The organism is Massilistercora timonensis, assembly GCF_048354975.1.
Taxonomy (GTDB): domain Bacteria; phylum Bacillota; class Clostridia; order Lachnospirales; family Lachnospiraceae; genus Massilistercora; species Massilistercora timonensis.
Genome location: NZ_DBGCJQ010000083.1, coordinates 1 through 16,242, shown reverse-complemented (window position 1 = coordinate 16,242; position 16,242 = coordinate 1). Strand labels below are relative to the sequence as shown.

General features: G+C 46.2%; 15 protein-coding genes. 7 read left to right on the top strand and 8 right to left on the bottom strand.

Annotated elements, in window-relative coordinates; translation table 11 throughout:
* The first annotated feature begins 136 nt into the window (after positions 1-136).
* Positions 137-862, top strand: a complete 726-nt coding sequence (locus ACML7B_RS07690; protein WP_418540394.1) for an RluA family pseudouridine synthase — start codon at positions 137-139, stop codon at positions 860-862.
* Positions 863-865: 3 nt separating this feature from the next.
* Here the strand turns inward: ACML7B_RS07690 and ACML7B_RS07685 are convergent, their stop codons facing one another.
* The 7 genes from ACML7B_RS07685 to ACML7B_RS07655 all read right to left on the bottom strand — a co-directional run bounded on the left by ACML7B_RS07685 (position 866) and on the right by ACML7B_RS07655 (position 7,992).
* The gene (locus ACML7B_RS07685) at positions 866-2,335 is read right to left on the bottom strand and encodes a UDP-N-acetylmuramoyl-L-alanyl-D-glutamate--2,6-diaminopimelate ligase (protein WP_418540392.1); all 1,470 of its coding nucleotides are present in this window, start codon (positions 2,333-2,335) and stop codon (positions 866-868) included.
* Positions 2,325-3,167: a diaminopimelate epimerase gene (gene dapF, locus ACML7B_RS07680; protein ID WP_418540389.1), complete on the bottom strand. Its 843-nt coding sequence runs from the start codon at positions 3,165-3,167 to the stop codon at positions 2,325-2,327. Before dapF ends, ACML7B_RS07685 begins: the two co-directional genes overlap by 11 nt.
* Before the next feature lie 11 nt (positions 3,168-3,178).
* Positions 3,179-4,357, bottom strand: coding sequence for a PLP-dependent aspartate aminotransferase family protein (locus tag ACML7B_RS07675; protein ID WP_346707475.1), 1,179 nt, complete (start codon positions 4,355-4,357; stop codon positions 3,179-3,181).
* 118 nt (positions 4,358-4,475) lie between these two features.
* A complete protein-coding gene (spoVG, locus tag ACML7B_RS07670) occupies positions 4,476-4,769 on the bottom strand; it encodes a septation regulator SpoVG (protein WP_346707474.1) in 294 nt (97 codons plus the stop codon).
* Positions 4,770-4,802: 33 nt separating this feature from the next.
* Positions 4,803-5,921, bottom strand: coding sequence for a glucose-1-phosphate adenylyltransferase subunit GlgD (gene glgD, locus ACML7B_RS07665; RefSeq protein ID WP_418540386.1), 1,119 nt, complete (start codon positions 5,919-5,921; stop codon positions 4,803-4,805).
* Positions 5,918-7,192, bottom strand: a complete 1,275-nt coding sequence (locus tag ACML7B_RS07660; RefSeq protein ID WP_418540384.1) for a glucose-1-phosphate adenylyltransferase — start codon at positions 7,190-7,192, stop codon at positions 5,918-5,920. The genes glgD and ACML7B_RS07660 overlap by 4 nt, the downstream gene beginning before the upstream one ends.
* A gap of 215 nt (positions 7,193-7,407) precedes the next feature.
* Positions 7,408-7,992 (bottom strand): TetR/AcrR family transcriptional regulator, encoded by a 585-nt coding sequence (locus ACML7B_RS07655; protein ID WP_418540382.1) that lies wholly within the window; start codon positions 7,990-7,992, stop codon positions 7,408-7,410.
* A gap of 190 nt (positions 7,993-8,182) precedes the next feature.
* On the opposite strand from ACML7B_RS07655, the gene ACML7B_RS07650 reads away from it, so the two are divergent.
* From ACML7B_RS07650 to ACML7B_RS07625, 6 genes are all read left to right on the top strand, one after another.
* A complete protein-coding gene (locus ACML7B_RS07650; RefSeq protein ID WP_418540380.1) occupies positions 8,183-10,261 on the top strand; it encodes an efflux RND transporter permease subunit in 2,079 nt (692 codons plus the stop codon).
* Positions 10,262-10,265: 4 nt separating this feature from the next.
* Positions 10,266-12,974: a hypothetical protein gene (locus tag ACML7B_RS07645; protein WP_418540378.1), complete on the top strand. Its 2,709-nt coding sequence runs from the start codon at positions 10,266-10,268 to the stop codon at positions 12,972-12,974.
* A 10-nt stretch (positions 12,975-12,984) separates the two neighbouring features.
* Entirely contained in the window at positions 12,985-13,593 is a 609-nt protein-coding gene (locus ACML7B_RS07640; protein WP_418540376.1) for an AAA family ATPase, read from the top strand.
* A gap of 22 nt (positions 13,594-13,615) precedes the next feature.
* Positions 13,616-13,900: a hypothetical protein gene (locus ACML7B_RS07635; protein WP_418540372.1), complete on the top strand. Its 285-nt coding sequence runs from the start codon at positions 13,616-13,618 to the stop codon at positions 13,898-13,900.
* A 63-nt stretch (positions 13,901-13,963) separates the two neighbouring features.
* The gene (locus ACML7B_RS07630) at positions 13,964-14,365 is read left to right on the top strand and encodes a cytidylate kinase family protein (RefSeq protein WP_418540370.1); all 402 of its coding nucleotides are present in this window, start codon (positions 13,964-13,966) and stop codon (positions 14,363-14,365) included.
* Positions 14,362-14,556, top strand: coding sequence for an AAA family ATPase (locus ACML7B_RS07625; protein ID WP_418540368.1), 195 nt, complete (start codon positions 14,362-14,364; stop codon positions 14,554-14,556). Before ACML7B_RS07630 ends, ACML7B_RS07625 begins: the two co-directional genes overlap by 4 nt.
* Before the next feature lie 270 nt (positions 14,557-14,826).
* On the opposite strand, the gene ACML7B_RS07620 is transcribed toward ACML7B_RS07625, so the two are convergent.
* Positions 14,827-16,104 carry an IS30 family transposase gene (locus ACML7B_RS07620; protein WP_418540366.1) on the bottom strand — a complete coding sequence of 426 codons (1,278 nt, stop codon included), beginning with the start codon at positions 16,102-16,104 and terminating at the stop codon, positions 14,827-14,829.
* Positions 16,105-16,242 lie beyond the last annotated feature (138 nt).

Sequence of the window (16,242 nt, the reverse complement as noted above, 5' to 3'; positions counted from 1 at the left end):
AGCCAAGCCCTTTTATTTGTCAAGGAAAACCCTTGTAATCTTCCCTTTTTTCTCCCCTGTCCGGATTGCATCCTGCCGGTTTCTGTGCTTTAATGATAACTGTCTGACAAGAACACGAGAAAGGAGCCTGACTGTCATGGATCATACTTCTCTGAAAATATTATATGAAGATCCCCAGATTATTGTGTGCGTAAAACCGGCAGGTATTCCCACTCAGACCAAAAAAATCGGCTTACCCGACATGGTAAGCCTTCTGAAAAATCATCTGGCCGGGCAATCCCCTTCCGGACAACCGCCCTATCTTGCTCTGATCCACCGGCTGGATCAGCCGGTAGCCGGCATCCTGGTATTCGCCCGGACGCCTGCCGCCGCCAAAGCCTTGAACCAGCAGCTGACCAGCCATCAATTTGGAAAATATTACCGGGCCCTGGTCTTTGGACGCCCCCCCAGGGAAGAAGACACCCTGGAAGATTACCTGGTAAAAGATTCCCGCAGTAACACCTCCCGGATATGCACAAAAGACACTCCCGGGGCAAAATCTGCCCGTCTGCATTATACAATTGTCAAAAAGGGACAGGGTTTTTTCAATCTGGGACGTGGTATTTTCGAAAATACCACGTCCCCAACTGAGCTTCCTGCTGAGCTTGACATTCACCTGGACACGGGGCGCCACCACCAGATCCGCGTCCAGCTGGCCGCCATGGGCTGCCCCATCGTCGGGGATTTCAAATACGGCCCGGGCTCACCGGATCCGGCGGCACGTCTGCCGCTTATGCTCTGTGCCTACCGGCTGGAGTTCCTCCATCCAACTACAAAAAGGCGGCTGACTTTCCGTCTGCCGCCTGAAGATTTTGCATTATGATCGCTATTTTGTCTGAAGATATTCCCGGATAACCTGTTCCTCGGAAAATGGATATTTCACTCCGCGGACATCCTGATATTCTTCATGTCCTTTTCCGATCAGCGCCACAATATCATTTTTCCCGCAGTGATCGATCACGTAATGGATCGCGTCCTTCCGGTCAGGAATGATCTGATAAACGCCATTATATACATCCAGTCCTTCTATGATATCCCGGTTGATATCATCCATATCCTCAAACCTGGGATTGTCCATGGTGAGGATGGTGAGATCTGCGTACTTTCCTGCCGCTTGCCCCAGATCCCGGCGTCTCTGCCGCGGCCGGTTTCCGCCGCCGCCAAACACACAGATAAGCCGCTTTGGATGGTAGCTCTTCAGCAGATGCAAAAGGCTCTCGATGCTGAGGGCATTATGGGCATAATCGATGATGATATTGGTAAAGTGAGCGCTGTCCTGCACCAGCTGGGTACGCCCTTTCACAAACACCTTCTTCAGCGCCGCCCTCACGGTCTCCATATCAATCCCTTCGGTCCTAGCCACGCTTATGGCCGCCAGTGCATTTTCCACATTAAACTCTCCGGGCATGTTCAGCACCATGTGGGCGCTCTCCTTCCCGTCAAGGTCAAAGGAAACCCCCAGAAGCCCCGGCTCCCAGATGTTCCGGATGTCATGCGCCTGGTAGTCCCCGCCCTGATCCCGGGAAAATGTAACCGGATGTCCGGTAAGCTCCAGCATTTCTTTCCCGTGGGCATCTCCCAGATTGATGATCCCGTAGTGGCTCTGCCGGAACAAAAGCTTCTTGCAGGACAGATACTCGGCAAAATCCGCATGCTCTCCTTCTCCGATATGATCCGGAGAAATATTGAGAAATGCACCGTACCGAAAATGGATCCCATCCGTCCGATGCTGTTTCAGTCCCTGGGAAGACACTTCCATCACCACATGGGTACAGCCTTCTCGCTCCATCTGAGCAAGGATTTCCTGAAGCTCATAAGGGCCCGGCGTAGTATTCTTGGTTGGGATCTTCTCCGCCCCGATATATGCGCCGATGGTTCCGATCATTCCCGTCTTTTTCCCGGCTTCTTCCAGGATCTTCTTTATCATATGGGCCGTGGTGGTCTTTCCCTTGGTCCCGGTCAGTCCGATCATTACCATCCGGTCCGCCGGATGCCCGAACCAGGCCGCCGCGATCTTCGCCATGGCCTCCCGGGAGTCTTCCACCTGGATCATCACTGCGTCCAGATGTCTCTCCGGCATCTCTTCCACGATCACCGCTCCGGCGCCGGCCTCAATAGCTTTGTCTATATATTCGTGCCCGTCTGCCAGGAACCCCCGGATACACACAAACATGCCTCCAGCTGCCACTTCCCTGGAATCGCTGGTGATGCCTGTGATCTCCTGGTCAAAGTCCTCTTCCTCCGGCCACCGGATCCCGGTGCAGGCCACGCCTTCCAGCAGCTCTCTAAGCTTCATACTCATATACCCCCTCAAAGACGAAATGGGACGGTCCCTGCATGAACACTGTGCCGTCTTCCTGCTGTTCTACCTTCAGCACTCCTCCCGGCTGGGTCACCTCCACGTTTCTTCCGCATTTCCCCAGCAGAGCTCCGATCACCACTGCCGTACAGCAGCCGGTGCCGCAGCCCAGCGTCTCGCCGGTCCCTCTCTCCCACTCGCGGATCCGGATATGCCCGTCATCCACAACCTGGGCAAAGGTCACGTTGGTCCTCTGGGGAAACCGGGAATGGTTCTCCAGCAGCGGTCCATAGGTCTCTATCTCCACATCATCTACATTGTCCACAAATGTAACGGTATGAGGGTTCCCCCAGGAAAGAGAGGATACCAGAAACTCCTTCTCCCCCGCCTGGATTGGCTCTTCCAGGAACCGCTCCTTTGAGGTGTCCACCGGGATCTTCGCCGCTTCCAGGATCGGCTTGCCGATATCCGCCCGGATATCCTGCGCCACCCCGTCGCGCACCGTCAGCGTGATCCGCTTGATCCCGCCGATGGTCTCCACCGTAAATTGCTCCTTCTGCGTCAGTCCCTTGTCATACACATACTTTGACGTACTGCGCAGCGCATTCCCGCACATCTCCGCCTCTGTCCCATCAGGGTTAAAAATACGCATACGAAAATCACACACGTCAGAGGCACAGATCAGGACCAGTCCGTCCGATCCCACCCCGAAGTGCCGGTCAGAAATCTTTTTGGAAAGCAGGCCCGGGTTCACCACCTCATTTTCAATGGCATTAATGTAAATATAGTCGTTCCCGTAAGCCTGCATCTTTGTAAATGGCAGTTTCATGTTCTCTCTCCTTAAGCCAGCGCCTGCTCCAGATCCGCGATAATGTCATCCGCATGTTCGATTCCCACAGAAATCCGCACGAAGCTCTCGGTAATTCCAAGCTTCTCCCGGATCTGCGGCGGGATCGACTCATGGGTCTGTGTAAGCGGATAGGTGATCAGCGTCTCTGTCCCGCCCAGACTCTCTGCAAACAAGATCATCTTCACATTGGCCAGCAGCGCTCTCGCCGTCTCAGGGCTGTCCAGGGTAAGAGAGATCATTCCGCCAAAACCTGAGCTCTGCTTCCGGTTGACTTCATATCCCGGATGATCTTCAAAGCCCACATAATATACTTTCTTCACTTTCTTCTGCTCCCGCAGCCATGCGGCAACCTTCCTTGCATTCTCATCATGCCGCTGCATACGCAGGGAAAGTGTCTTCAGTCCCCGCAGCACCAGCCAGGAATCGAAGGGCGCAAGGCCATTTCCCTGGGTCTTCAGCTGCAGACGGAAGTGCTCGGACAGCTTGGGATCCCGGGTGACAACGATACCGGAGATCACGTCATTGTGTCCGCTGAGATACTTTGTACCGCTGTGTACCACGATATCGGCTCCCAGTGTCAGCGGCTTCTGGAAATACGGAGTCATAAACGTGTTGTCCACAACAAACAGCACGCCCTTTTCCTTGGCAAACTCAGCGATCTTGCGGATATCTGCAACCTTCATCATCGGATTGGTAGGCGTCTCGATATAGATCATCTTCGTATTCGGACGGAACGCCGCCTCCACACGAGCCATGTCTCCCATGTCAAGATAGCTGAACTCACAGCCTTCCGCCGTGAAGACATCCTCACACATACGGAAAGTACCGCCGTAAATGTCGTCGGTCATCATTACATGATCGCCGGGTTTGAGCAGTGCAAATACTGCCATATTGGCTGCCTGTCCGCTGGAAAATGCAAATCCTTCCTCCCCTTCCTCCAGGATGGCGATGGTACGCTCCAGCTCCTGTCTGGTTGGGTTCTGCAGCCTGGTATAATCATACCCGGTAGATATCTGAAAGTCCCTGTGACGGAACGTAGAAGTCTGAAAGATTGGAAAGCTGACCGACCCTGTGATCGGATCATACCCCAAGGCTCCATGCACCGTCTGTGAGTCAAAATGCAGGTTTTCTTTCCGATCAAAATTGTCATAGTAGCAATCGTTTATCATAGATTTATCCTCCTTCGTTTTTAAACACTGTCATTATAATACTTCCGGCCCTGTTTTTCAACATGAACCGCCATATTTACCGTAAACCCAGGACTTTTGCAGCGAAAGAAAAGGGGGCTTAAAAAGCTCCCTCTTCCTCACTTTCTGTCTCTTCGCTATCCAACATCTCCTGATATTTCCGGAGGATCTCACTTTGAACTCTCTCCCTCACTTCAGAATTGATCGGATGTGCAATGTCCCTATATTCTCCGTCCAGTACTTTCTTGCTTGGCATTGCAATGAACAGCCCTCTGTCTCCTTCGATGATCTTGATGTCATGAACGGCAAATTCATCATCCAGCGTAATGGACACGATTGCTTTTAATTTTCCTTCTTTTGCCACCTTCCTCATGCGTACATCTGTGATCTTCATCTTCCTTTTGCCCCTTTCTTCCTCGGCACTGCACTAGAGTGCATACCTCTCGTCCTTTTCAACAACTACTTTCACACCATTTTCCCCAATATGACGTGTGTTTGCCCTGATTGTATCACGACTCTCTACAATGCAGTTTTCAATGTAAGTGTTATCTCCGAGGTAGACATCGTTAAGAATGATTGAATTCTTGATGACACAATTGTTACCGACAAATACTTTCTTAAACAGAATGGAATTCTCCACCGTGCCGTTGATGATACAGCCGCTTGCGATAAGGCTGTTCTTCACGGCCGCTCCCGGGTTGTACTTCGCCGGCGGCAGGTCGCTCACCTTCGAATACACATCCGGGTGCTGCTTGAAGAAGTAATTTCTTACTTCCGGCTTCAGGAAATCCATATTCGTCCTGTAATAAGCATCCACCGTCGATATGTTGCTCCAGTAATCTTTTATTTTATAACCGCAGATCTTCTTCAGATTCTTGTATCTGATCAAGATATCGGTTACAAAATCGTGTCTCTCTTCTTCCGCGCAGTGCTCGATCAGATCGATCAGCTGTCTTCTTCGGATCACATAGATCCCTGTGGAAATGGTATTGGAATTAGCCACCATGGGCTTCTCCTCAAACTCCTCGATCCGCATGGTATCGTTCATCTTGATCGTGCCGAACCGACTGGCGTCCTCGCCTGGCGGAAGTTCCTTGCACACCACCGTGATGTCCGCCTTTTTCGCAATGTGGTATTCCAGGACTTTATTGTAATCCATCTTGTACACCGCATCTCCCGATGCGATAATCACATATGGCTCATGGCATTTCTTTAAGAAATCCAGGTTCTGGTGGATGGCGTCCGCCGTCCCCCTATACCAGTAACCATTGTCCGCGGTAATGGTAGGGGTAAATACATACAGCCCTCCCTGTTTTCTTCCGAAATCCCACCATTTGGAGGAATTCAGATGTTCATTCAGGGAGCGGGCATTGTACTGGGTCAGCACCGCCACCTTCTGGATATGGGAATTGGACATATTACTCAGCGCGAAATCAATGGCCCTGTAGCTTCCGGCCACCGGCATCGCCGCCACCGCGCGCCTCTGAGTCAGCTCCCTCATTTTATTACTGTTCCCGCCTGCTAAAATAAGTCCTACTGCTCTCATGAGCGCTCACCTGCCTTTATCAAAGTCTCTCCGCTTCCCAGCACGCCGTCCGGATAATCTTCCCTGGCAGTGACGCCGCTGATGGCGGTATTCTTTCCAACCTGCACTCCTTCCGGAATGACAGAATTCTCGCCGATGGTCACAAGGCCAAACGCGTAGATATCAGGTTTGCGCTGATTGGGCACGTCCGCGCCGATGCCCAGCGTCACATGGCTGCCTATCTCCACGCTCTCGGCGATGATCGCCTTGTCGATCACACATCCCTCGCCCACGGACACATCCTTCATAATGATGGAATCCCTGACGATGGTCCCTTCCCCGATGGTAACACCGGGCCCGATCACACAGTTGTCCACCTCGCCGTAGATCTCCGCGCCGTCGCCGATAATGCTCCGGTTGATCACCGCCTGTCCGGAAATGTACTGAGGCGGGATGATATCGCTGTTGGTATAGATCTTCCAGAATTCTTCATACAGGTTGAATTCCGGGATAATGTCGATCAGCTCCATGTTGGCTTCCCAGTAGGAACCCAGGGTCCCCACATCTTTCCAGTAGCCGTTGTATTCATAAGCGAACAGCCGCTCCCCCTTCTCGTGGCAGTAGGGAATGATATGTTTTCCAAAGTCGCATCCCGGCTCGTTCTTCAGCGCTACCAGGGCTTCCTTGAGCGCCGGCCAGCTGAAGATATAGATCCCCATGGACGCCAGGTTGCTCTTGGGCTGGGGCGGCTTCTCCTGAAATTCCGTAATCTGTCCGTCCTCGTCGGTGATCACGATCCCGAACCGGCTGGCCTCCTCCATAGGCACCGGCATGGCGGCGATGGTCACGTCCGCCTTATGTTCCTTGTGGTAATCCAGCATCACTTCATAATCCATCTTATAGATATGGTCGCCGGAGAGGATCAGCACGTAGTCCGGATGGAAGGACTCCATATAGTCCAGATTCTGGTAAATGGCGTTGGCCGTGCCTGTGTACCACTCACTGTTGCTGCTCTTCTCATACGGCGGCAGGATCGTCACACCTCCGATATTCCGGTCCAGATCCCAGGGAATCCCGATTCCGATATGGCTGTTCAGACGCAGGGGCTGATATTGGGTCAGCACACCCACGGTATCGATTCCAGAATTGATACAGTTGCTGAGCGGGAAGTCAATGATCCGGTACTTTCCTCCAAACGCAACCGCCGGCTTTGCCACTTTCGCCGTAAGAACACCAAGCCTGCTGCCCTGTCCCCCTGCAAGCAGCATCGCTATCATTTCTTTTTTTATCATGTCATCACCCCTTCGCGCGTAGTTGATTTCATCTATTATAACACAGAAATTCATTTTCGTGAATAAAAATTCACAAATAATGTTCACTTTTTCCATTCTGCTGAAGTGAAAAGTTTATTTCCACTTTGAAAAATGTCAAAATAAAAGTGGCAAGCACAAGAAAAAATAAAGACAGGACATTGCTGGTGCAGCGGGAATAAGGAGAAGCCGCTCTATCAGCAATGTCCTTTTTCAGCGTTATCAAGAGCTGTTTCAACCGTTCCGGAAACAACTGTACGGACATTTTTAATGATTTCTTCATCGCTTGCTTTCATTCCATCTCGAATCCAGTCCAATAGCAGATTGACCAGTGCATAAGTATAAAAATTAGTCAGAAAATCCAGATAATTATTACTGATATTCCGTCCCTCTGCAAAATCCAGAATGGAATTATGGATGGTACGATAGATATCTTTGTGAAAAAAATGTCTCAAGTCTTCATATGCAAAACTATCCAAAGCACATTGAACAATATATTTGTTAGATCGGGCATACTCAAGGACGAATCGAACGGCATCTTCGTAAGTCAAAAGAGTAGCGTAAGACTCCAGGTAAGAGTAGGCTTCCTTATCCAGGATATATTTGACGACATCATATATATCCTGAAAATGGTAGTAAAATGTTCCCCGATTAATCTGACAGTCTTGTAAAATTTCCCGTACCGAAATTTTAGTCAAAGGTTTCGATTCCATAAGCCTCTTCAGGGAAAATGCTATTGCATCTTTTGTTCTGCGTGAGGCTGGAGTCGCATGGTCTTTCATAACAATCAATCCCTTTCTGTCACATTGTATGCTCTTTTGTTATTGTACATGGTGTGACATTTGTTTACAAGATTAATTTAAACAATTTTATACAAATGTCTAAAAATTGAACAATGATATAATACTATTGATTGAGAAAAATCCATAGCAGAGATATCATCTTACATGAAAAATGAAAGGGGTGAATTACTTGATAAAAGTAGGACAATGGATTGCCAGACACCGGATCTTCATTCTTCTGGTAAGTATTCTGTTATTAATTCCTTCTGTAATAGGAATGAACATGACAAAGGTCAATTATGATCTGCTTTCATACCTGCCGGAGGATCTGGAAACAGTGAAAGGACAGGATATTCTGGTTGATGACTTTGATATGGGCGCTTTTTCCATGGTTATCGTGCAGGGAATGGATATGAAAGATGTCCAGAAACTGGAAGAAAAGTTTGAGGATATCGATCATGTAAAAGACGTGCTATGGTATGACGATGTAATGGATATTGATGTTCCTATTGAAATGCTTCCAGAAGAAGTCAGAAATGCCTTTTTTAAAGAAGATGCAACTATGATGCTGGTTTTGCTGGATGATACATCTTCTTCGGATGCAGCAGTAAATGCAGTGAAGGAGATGCGAAAAGCGGCAAATGAACAATGTTTCATCAGTGGAATGACCTCTATGCTGGAGGATGTGCAGGAGTTATCCGAGGAAGAAGTTAATATTTATGTGGGTATCGCAGTGCTGTTATCTTTTATTGTACTCCTCCTTACAACAGACTCTTTTTTGGTTCCAGTGCTGTTCCTGCTCAGTATCGGGATGGCAATCTTATATAATCTTGGGACTAACGTATTCCTGGGAGAAATTTCTTATGTGACGAAGGCTCTGGCGGCAGTGCTTCAGCTTGGCGTTACAATGGATTATTCTATTTTCCTTTTAAACAGTTATGAGGAAGAGAAAAGAAACTATCCAACCGACAGATATAAAGCCATGGGATATGCAATTGCCAATACATTTAAGTCTGTGACAGGAAGCTCTGTTACCACTGTGGCCGGATTTATCGCACTTTGCTTTATGTCGTTTACTTTAGGTATGGATATGGGAATTGTTATGGCAAAAGGTGTAATTCTTGGAGTTATTGCCTGTATTACAATTCTCCCCGCATTTGTGCTCGTTTTTGATAAACCGATCCAGAAAACCAGCCATAAAAAAATATTTGGTGATATGAAGAAGCCTTCGGCCTTTATTGTGAAGCATTATGGAATCTGGCTGGCAGCATTTCTGGTGCTTTTGATACCTGCAGTATATGGAAACAATCATACAGAAGTTTACTATGATTTAACGAAGTCCCTGCCAGAAGATCTTCCAAGCAGCGTTGCGACGGAAAAAATGGAAGATACATTTGGCGTCAGCACGATTCATATGGTTATGTCTGACCGGAATATGGAAGCAAAAGACAAACAGCAGATGCTGGAAGATATTCAAAACGCAGATGGCGTGGAGTGGGCAATCAGTCTTAATTCATTTGTTGGGCCGGCAATACCAGATTCAGCTATACCGGATGAGGTAAAGTCTATGCTAGAGAGTGATAAATACGACTTGACCTTTATATGCTCGGAATATAAAACAGCAACACCGGAGGTAAACGCACAAATTGATGAATTGAATACAATCATTAAGGGATATAGCGAGAACGCTATGTTGATCGGGGAGGCGCCGCTGACCTATGACCTGCAGGAGGTTACAGATACAGACATCCGTAATGTGAACAGCGTTTCCGTAATTATTATTTTCATTATCATCATGCTTGTATTTAAATCAATTTCAATTCCGGCAATTTTAGTGGCGGTGATAGAGTTTGCAATTATGGTGAATATGGCCATACCTTACTATCAGGGAGTGAGCCTGCCTTTTGTAGCAAGCATCGTAGTTGGAACAATACAACTGGGATCAACTGTAGATTATGCGATACTGATGACTACCCGCTATCAGAAAGAGAGACAGAACGGCCACGAGAAGAAAGAAGCTATATCAATAGCACATCGAACGAGCATGCCTTCTATTATTACCAGCGGTCTCGCTTTTTTTGCGGCAACTTATGGAGTAGCCTTGTATTCGAACATTGATATGATCAGTTCTATCTGTACTTTATTGGCACGGGGAGCGATCATTAGCATGATCGTGGTACTTTTGGTACTGCCGGCTATGTATATGTTATTCGACAAATTAATCTGTAAGACTACTATTAATTTTTTGGGAACGAAGAAAGGGGCTTAAAATAATGAACAGAAATAAAAAATTGAGAAACAAAATTGTCCAGGGAACAGCAGTAAGTATGTCTCTTCTGATGGCTGCCTCTCCGGTTTGTGTACAAGCGGCAGAGAGTGCAGAAATATCTAAGGATGAAACGGTATATGTTACTGCAGACGCTGCCGGTGAAAATCAGAAGATTACGGTTTCCAACTGGCTGAAAAATGCCGGACAGCAGGCGGAACTGAGAGACCAGAGCAATCTGGAAAATATTAAGAACGTGAAAGGGGATGAAAAATATACAGAAAAAAACGATCAGATCATCTGGAAGACGGAAGGCGAAGATATTTATTATACCGGGCAGAGTGAGGAAGAGCCACCGGTTTCAGTTTCATTTACTTACTATCTTGATGGAAAAGAAATTTCTCCGGAAAATTTAAAAGGGCAGAGCGGGAAACTGAAAATTCGGATCGATTATGAAAATAATACAAAGCAGAAAGCAAAAATTAATGGGAAGGAAGAGGAGATATATAGTCCTTTCCTGATGATGACAGGAATCATTATGCCAGGAGACACATTCAGCAATGTCATGATTGATAATGGCAAGGTAATTTCGGATGGAGATAAGAATATAGTTATTGGGTATGGTATGCCTGGGCTTGCGAAGAGCCTGGGTATTGATAGCGAAGAGCTGACTGACGACCTAAATTTACCGGAAAGCCTGGAAATTACAGCGGATGTTACCGACTTTTCTATGGGCCAGACGTATACATTCGCATCCTCTGATATCTTTCAGGATCTGAATATGGATGAAATCGACAGCACAGAGGAGCTTAAGACGGCATTAGACGATCTGGAAGACGCTTCATTACAATTAGTGGATGGAACACAGGAACTTGCCGATGGCAGCAATGAGCTGGACAGCAATTATCAGAAGTTTGATGACGGCATCCGTGAATTAAAAAATGGTGTTGAAATATTGCAAAGCGGCAGCACGGAACTGGCAGATGGAATCAATGCATATACAGAAGGCGCAGATCAGTTAAATAATGGAATCCAACGATACCTGGGAAACAAGGGGATTATGACAGGAAGTGTAAAGGAATACCAGAACGGGGTAAATACAGTGATATTGGGAATCCAGGAATATGCAGATGGGACAGTTGCCCTTGCTGATGGTGTTGAGCAGTATGTTATGGGAGAACAACAGCTTTCAGCAGGAGTACAGCAATTGGCGCCGCTTTCTGATGGACTGTCACAGACAAAAAAAGCCATCGGTCAGTTAAATGATGTGCTGGATGGAGAGGGAACAAGCGAAGAAGATATCCTGGCAGCCGTTGAAGAATTAAGCAAAGGCATGGATTCTTTGGATCAGGCTGTGAATAGTGCGGATATGCAGACAATGCTTGAGAAACTCAATACACTTGCAGAAGAAGGAAAGGAACTTTCAGAGGCTTCAGACGCACTTGCTAAAACGGCAGATACCGGGATTGGGAGCCAGGTGGAGGCGGTCTCTGGTAAAGTGAGTGGTATACAAAAACAGGCTGATGAAGTAAACAGCCAGCTTGCAGCCTTGCAGGAAACAGAACAGGGGAAAATAGATACGGCGCTGAGTCAGGCAACGGAAAATATAAATGCGCAGATTCAGGAGAAAAATATGTCTTTAGAACAGATTTCGAGCGACATATCTTCCAATGCCCAGGATCAGGCGAATAGTCAGATTGAAGCAGCGAGAGCTTCTCTGCGTTCACAGGCTGAAGCAGCGGCTACAACCGGTGACCAGAGCAGCGCAGATGCATTATATGCAGCAGCGGATTCATTAAGTGATATTTCTGTTGCACCGGCAGAAACAGGAAGAATAGAGAGTATCGAGATTCCATCAGTTTCAGCAGAAAACGTCCGCATTCATACAGAAAACTTGGCGGAATCTGCTCAGCAGTTATCTGACTATTGCAGTACAATGCAGGACACTATTTCGGAGATGCAGACAAAAACAGAAAACCTGCGGGAAAAGTTGAATCTCGTGAAAGAACAAAATGAAGAGTTGCAGGACATAACAGAAATGCAGGGAACGCTTACGGATATTACCGGTCAGTTAAGCGCTGGAATGAAAAAACTAAATGGAGCGGTAAGCTCTCTGTCTGAAAATGTTAAATTGTTAGACGGCGAAACTGATAATTTTTCAGAAGCGGCTGAGGGTATTGAAGGGCTGCAGTCAGGTATCAAAACTTTGGATATAAGTAATGCACAGCTTTTGGCAGGAGCAGAGCAACTGAAGCAAAATGCGCCCGCCATTGTGCAGGGAGCAAGTGCTTTACAAGGTGGCACAGATCAGCTTATTGGCGGTTTTGATGAACTCAGTAACCAGCTTTCCGACGGAGCAGGTGCTTTGGCGGCAGGCAGTCCGCAACTGCGAATGGGAGCATTTGAACTGGAAACTGGCGCAGATACGCTGAATAGCGGTATGGGTACTTTGCAAAGTGGAAGCAGTCAGTTGCAGAATGGAATTTCGGCATTAAGTGAAGGCGCATTTACATTGGCAGATGGGATGAAGGAATTCCAGGAAGAAGGAATACATACTTTAACAACTACAGTAGAGGAAAACTTAGATGGAATTTTGGATCGAATGGAGATTTTGACTTCCCCGGAATATGAATATCAGTCTTTTTCAGGGAAACAAAAAGATATGGACGGCGAAGTGAAATTTATTATTACAACAGAAGAAATTAAATCAGAATAGGATGATTGTAATGAACAAAGTGATCTGTATAGGAAGACAATTTGGAAGCGGCGGTCATGTGATTGCTAAGAGAGTGGCAGAAAAAATGGGGATTGACTATTATGATAAGTATTTGATAGAACGGGCAATTGAGAAAAGCGGTCTGCCTGCTCATGCAATGGAAAAAGCTGATGAGCGAACCACTCCTTTTATATACGAAGCCTATTATGAAGGCAACATGAAGGAACACTATGGAAAATCGGCGAATGATATCATGTATGAGGCTCAAAAAGAATTAATTTTGGAAGCGGCAGACAAAGGGGACTGCGTGGTTGTAGGAAGATGTGCCCACGATATTATCAGAAGGGAAAGCAGTCATCTGGCGATTCATATTTTTATAACAGCACCCATGCAATACAGGATAAACAAAGTCATGGAGCGGGAAAAAATTGAAGAAAAGCAGGCTGCCGCTCGAATCCGCAAAATAGATAAGGCGAGGAGAGCCTACTATAATTATTATACTGGCGGTGACTGGGAAAAACCGTCTGATTATGACATGATTTTCAATTCTGCACAATTGGGAGAAAATAATGTAGTCTGTATGATTACAGAAATAGCAAAGAAAATTTCCGTTAGATAAAAAATGCTAAGGAAGGGTTTGTATGATTTACTGTATTTTTATGAAAACAGAACTTGGAAAAAGAGAAGGAAAACTTTCTCTTACCAAAGAAGGAAAAAAACTCAAAGGCAGCCTGATGATTCTGCGGCATACAAACCCTGTTTCCGGGGAAATGGATAATGACAAGATGGGATGGATTCAGGGAACGCTGCAGACATATGCCTATACATTAGATTATAAACTGGTATTCCAAATTAATATGGACTTGATCCGGGGAGAAATGGAAACTTCAAAAGGAAAATTTCAGATTGAAGGATATCAAATATGACAGGTTTTACGAGATGGCTATGGACGTACTTATGTTTATCTGTATTAAAGAGAGGTAATATTTATGAAATCTTTAGCAATTGAAAGAGAATATGGATCTGGTGGCCGAGAGATCGGTATTAGTGTGGCGAAAAAGGCAGGAATACCTTATTATGATACAAATTTGTTAGTACGGGCTGCAAAAGAATATGAACTGAATATCGGAGAATTGCAAGAATATGATGAGAAGAAGACGGATGATCTTCTTTGGAGTATACTGACGACTCCTTTAAATGCGGAAGATGCTGACAGATCAGAACTTTGTAAAATGCGGGACGGTATGAAAGCGACAATTAAAAAACTTGCAGGTGAAGGGCCAGCAGTATTTATTGGACGCTGCTCGACTGAAATCTTAATATATCATCCGGATGTAGTTAGAACATATATCTATTCATCCAGTATAACAAAAAAATTAACAGAATTATGAAAAAGGAGCATGTATCAGAAGCAGAGGCAAAGACGCTGATGAAAGAAAATGACAGGGAAAGGCAATCCTACTTTAGATTCTGGACAAAAAAAGATCCACGAGACAGAAAAAACTATGATCTGGAATTAAATACAGGGATGCTCTCAATTCCGGAATGCGCCGATATCTTATTATATACGATCAATCATTGAAAAAAGAAAAGTGTCAGAAAATATTGTCTCTTGCAAAATGAGTGAGTGCCGCTTTTTCTGTTTTATTAAGCAGAAATAAGTGTTACACTAAATAAAGCAAACAACAGGTTACTTGAAAAAGACAGGATTTTTGAGCATGACAAAAAAGCGGACTTTAGTCGGTGTTTTTAAGGGTGTAGGACTAAATTCCACTTGCTGTGGATGGTATGTTCTTTCTTTGACAGTCGCCTGTTGTTTTTTTATCGGCAGCTTTAGTTCCCTACCTGTTCTCTACTTGAGCAAGTATGGCTTTAGGATGATCTGATCCTTTTCAATCGGATGGATGCCAAAAGCCAGCAGTTTTTCATATAGATCCTGATACATAAATTCTGTCAGTTCCAACGGACTTTTATTGCCAAGCAACTTACAGGGGGAGGAGTTTAGATGGCTGAGAACCAGATTCAGCCTGGTCTGACAGGTCAGGCCGAGTTCTTTCAGATCCGTTCCTTTTGGAAGGATGTAACGGAGTTCTATATGCTTGTTCTCCAGCGTGCCTTTTTGTCCTGACTGCATAGGATCGCAGTAAAATACCCTTGTCCGTCTTGTACCATCACGGGATGTCTCCATGGCTTCTGCGGCAGAAAACTCCGCCCCGCGATCGGTCAGTAAGACATGAACGTATTTGCGGAACAGTTCTGTACCAAGAATGCCTTCCAGTATGTCAATGCCTTCTTTCATGGAAGAGGAGGTCTTCTCATCATGGTATAAGGCGAGAAGGAAGCCGGCCCTCACAAATTTAAAGGTCTGAAGGAAGGGGCCGTTTGTTTCATCGTTATAGACGGTATCCATTTGGACAACAAAAACCTCAGGATGATCGGAAAGATAAGATTGATAATCTTTGTAGGTTCTGCCTTCAAGATACTTTCTATCGGTGCGTTTCTTATAAGTTTTGGCCTTTTTCCTGGGCAGTTTGCGTGATACCTGCCGCCGTAGATCCAGGACAGTGATGTCGGCGATTTCGCGGAAAACACCGTTTTCGATATAGTTGTAAAGCGTTTTTTCTGAAATGCCAAGTTCTGGATGGTTCGTAACGATCTGATAAGGGGATTGCCCCTGTTTCAGGAGTGGAGCAATAACAGCGGTCATCTGTTTAGCCTCCCGGACGGTAAGATTTACACCTTCCCGGGAGTCGATCAGAGTGGTACGGTAATCCCTATGGGCCTTTTCTGGAGAGTACTGGTATTTATCAAAACGACAGCGGGACCAGTTGGGACAGCCGTTGCAGGCGCCGGGGGAGCGGTCGCGCCTTGAGCAGTGGAAAGGGCTGTATTCCGGACAGTCAGGTGTACACTGGCGGCCATAAACACACTTTTTATAGTGACTGCACTCCAGAGGCATCTTACACTTGTGGGTAAGCGATCTGTGAAGCTTGATCTCTTTGCCAACCGTAGACTTATCCTTGCCTATGGTCTGGGCAATGGCAGTTTTGGTGGAACCGTTGGTAATGCCGGCGAGAATAATACGCCGTTCTTCTAAAGTTAAATGAGAAAAAGAGTTTTGAGTTTTCATGATAGACACCAACCTTTCCGGCGACTGCCTAACATGAAAAGTGTAAGACTAAATGCCATATATAGGGAAGTGGAAATGAGTGAAAGACTAAAATCTACTTTGCCACCTTCAAAGTGGAAATAAACTTTTCACTTCAGC

What these genes read in the sequence shown, in the direction of transcription:
- ACML7B_RS07675 (WP_346707475.1), bottom strand. Translation starts at nt 4,357, where the DNA reads ATGATAAACGATTGCTACTATGACAATTTTGATCGGAAAGAAAACCTG.
- ACML7B_RS07635 (WP_418540372.1), top strand. Translation starts at nt 13,616, where the DNA reads ATGATTTACTGTATTTTTATGAAAACAGAACTTGGAAAAAGAGAAGGA.
- ACML7B_RS07655 (WP_418540382.1), bottom strand. Translation starts at nt 7,992, where the DNA reads ATGAAAGACCATGCGACTCCAGCCTCACGCAGAACAAAAGATGCAATA.
- glgD (WP_418540386.1), bottom strand. Translation starts at nt 5,921, where the DNA reads ATGAGAGCAGTAGGACTTATTTTAGCAGGCGGGAACAGTAATAAAATG.
- ACML7B_RS07690 (WP_418540394.1), top strand. Translation starts at nt 137, where the DNA reads ATGGATCATACTTCTCTGAAAATATTATATGAAGATCCCCAGATTATT.
- ACML7B_RS07645 (WP_418540378.1), top strand. Translation starts at nt 10,266, where the DNA reads ATGAACAGAAATAAAAAATTGAGAAACAAAATTGTCCAGGGAACAGCA.
- dapF (WP_418540389.1), bottom strand. Translation starts at nt 3,167, where the DNA reads ATGAAACTGCCATTTACAAAGATGCAGGCTTACGGGAACGACTATATT.
- ACML7B_RS07660 (WP_418540384.1), bottom strand. Translation starts at nt 7,192, where the DNA reads ATGATAAAAAAAGAAATGATAGCGATGCTGCTTGCAGGGGGACAGGGC.
- spoVG (WP_346707474.1), bottom strand. Translation starts at nt 4,769, where the DNA reads ATGAAGATCACAGATGTACGCATGAGGAAGGTGGCAAAAGAAGGAAAA.
- ACML7B_RS07630 (WP_418540370.1), top strand. Translation starts at nt 13,964, where the DNA reads ATGAAATCTTTAGCAATTGAAAGAGAATATGGATCTGGTGGCCGAGAG.
- ACML7B_RS07685 (WP_418540392.1), bottom strand. Translation starts at nt 2,335, where the DNA reads ATGAAGCTTAGAGAGCTGCTGGAAGGCGTGGCCTGCACCGGGATCCGG.
- ACML7B_RS07620 (WP_418540366.1), bottom strand. Translation starts at nt 16,104, where the DNA reads ATGAAAACTCAAAACTCTTTTTCTCATTTAACTTTAGAAGAACGGCGT.
- ACML7B_RS07640 (WP_418540376.1), top strand. Translation starts at nt 12,985, where the DNA reads ATGAACAAAGTGATCTGTATAGGAAGACAATTTGGAAGCGGCGGTCAT.
- ACML7B_RS07625 (WP_418540368.1), top strand. Translation starts at nt 14,362, where the DNA reads ATGAAAAAGGAGCATGTATCAGAAGCAGAGGCAAAGACGCTGATGAAA.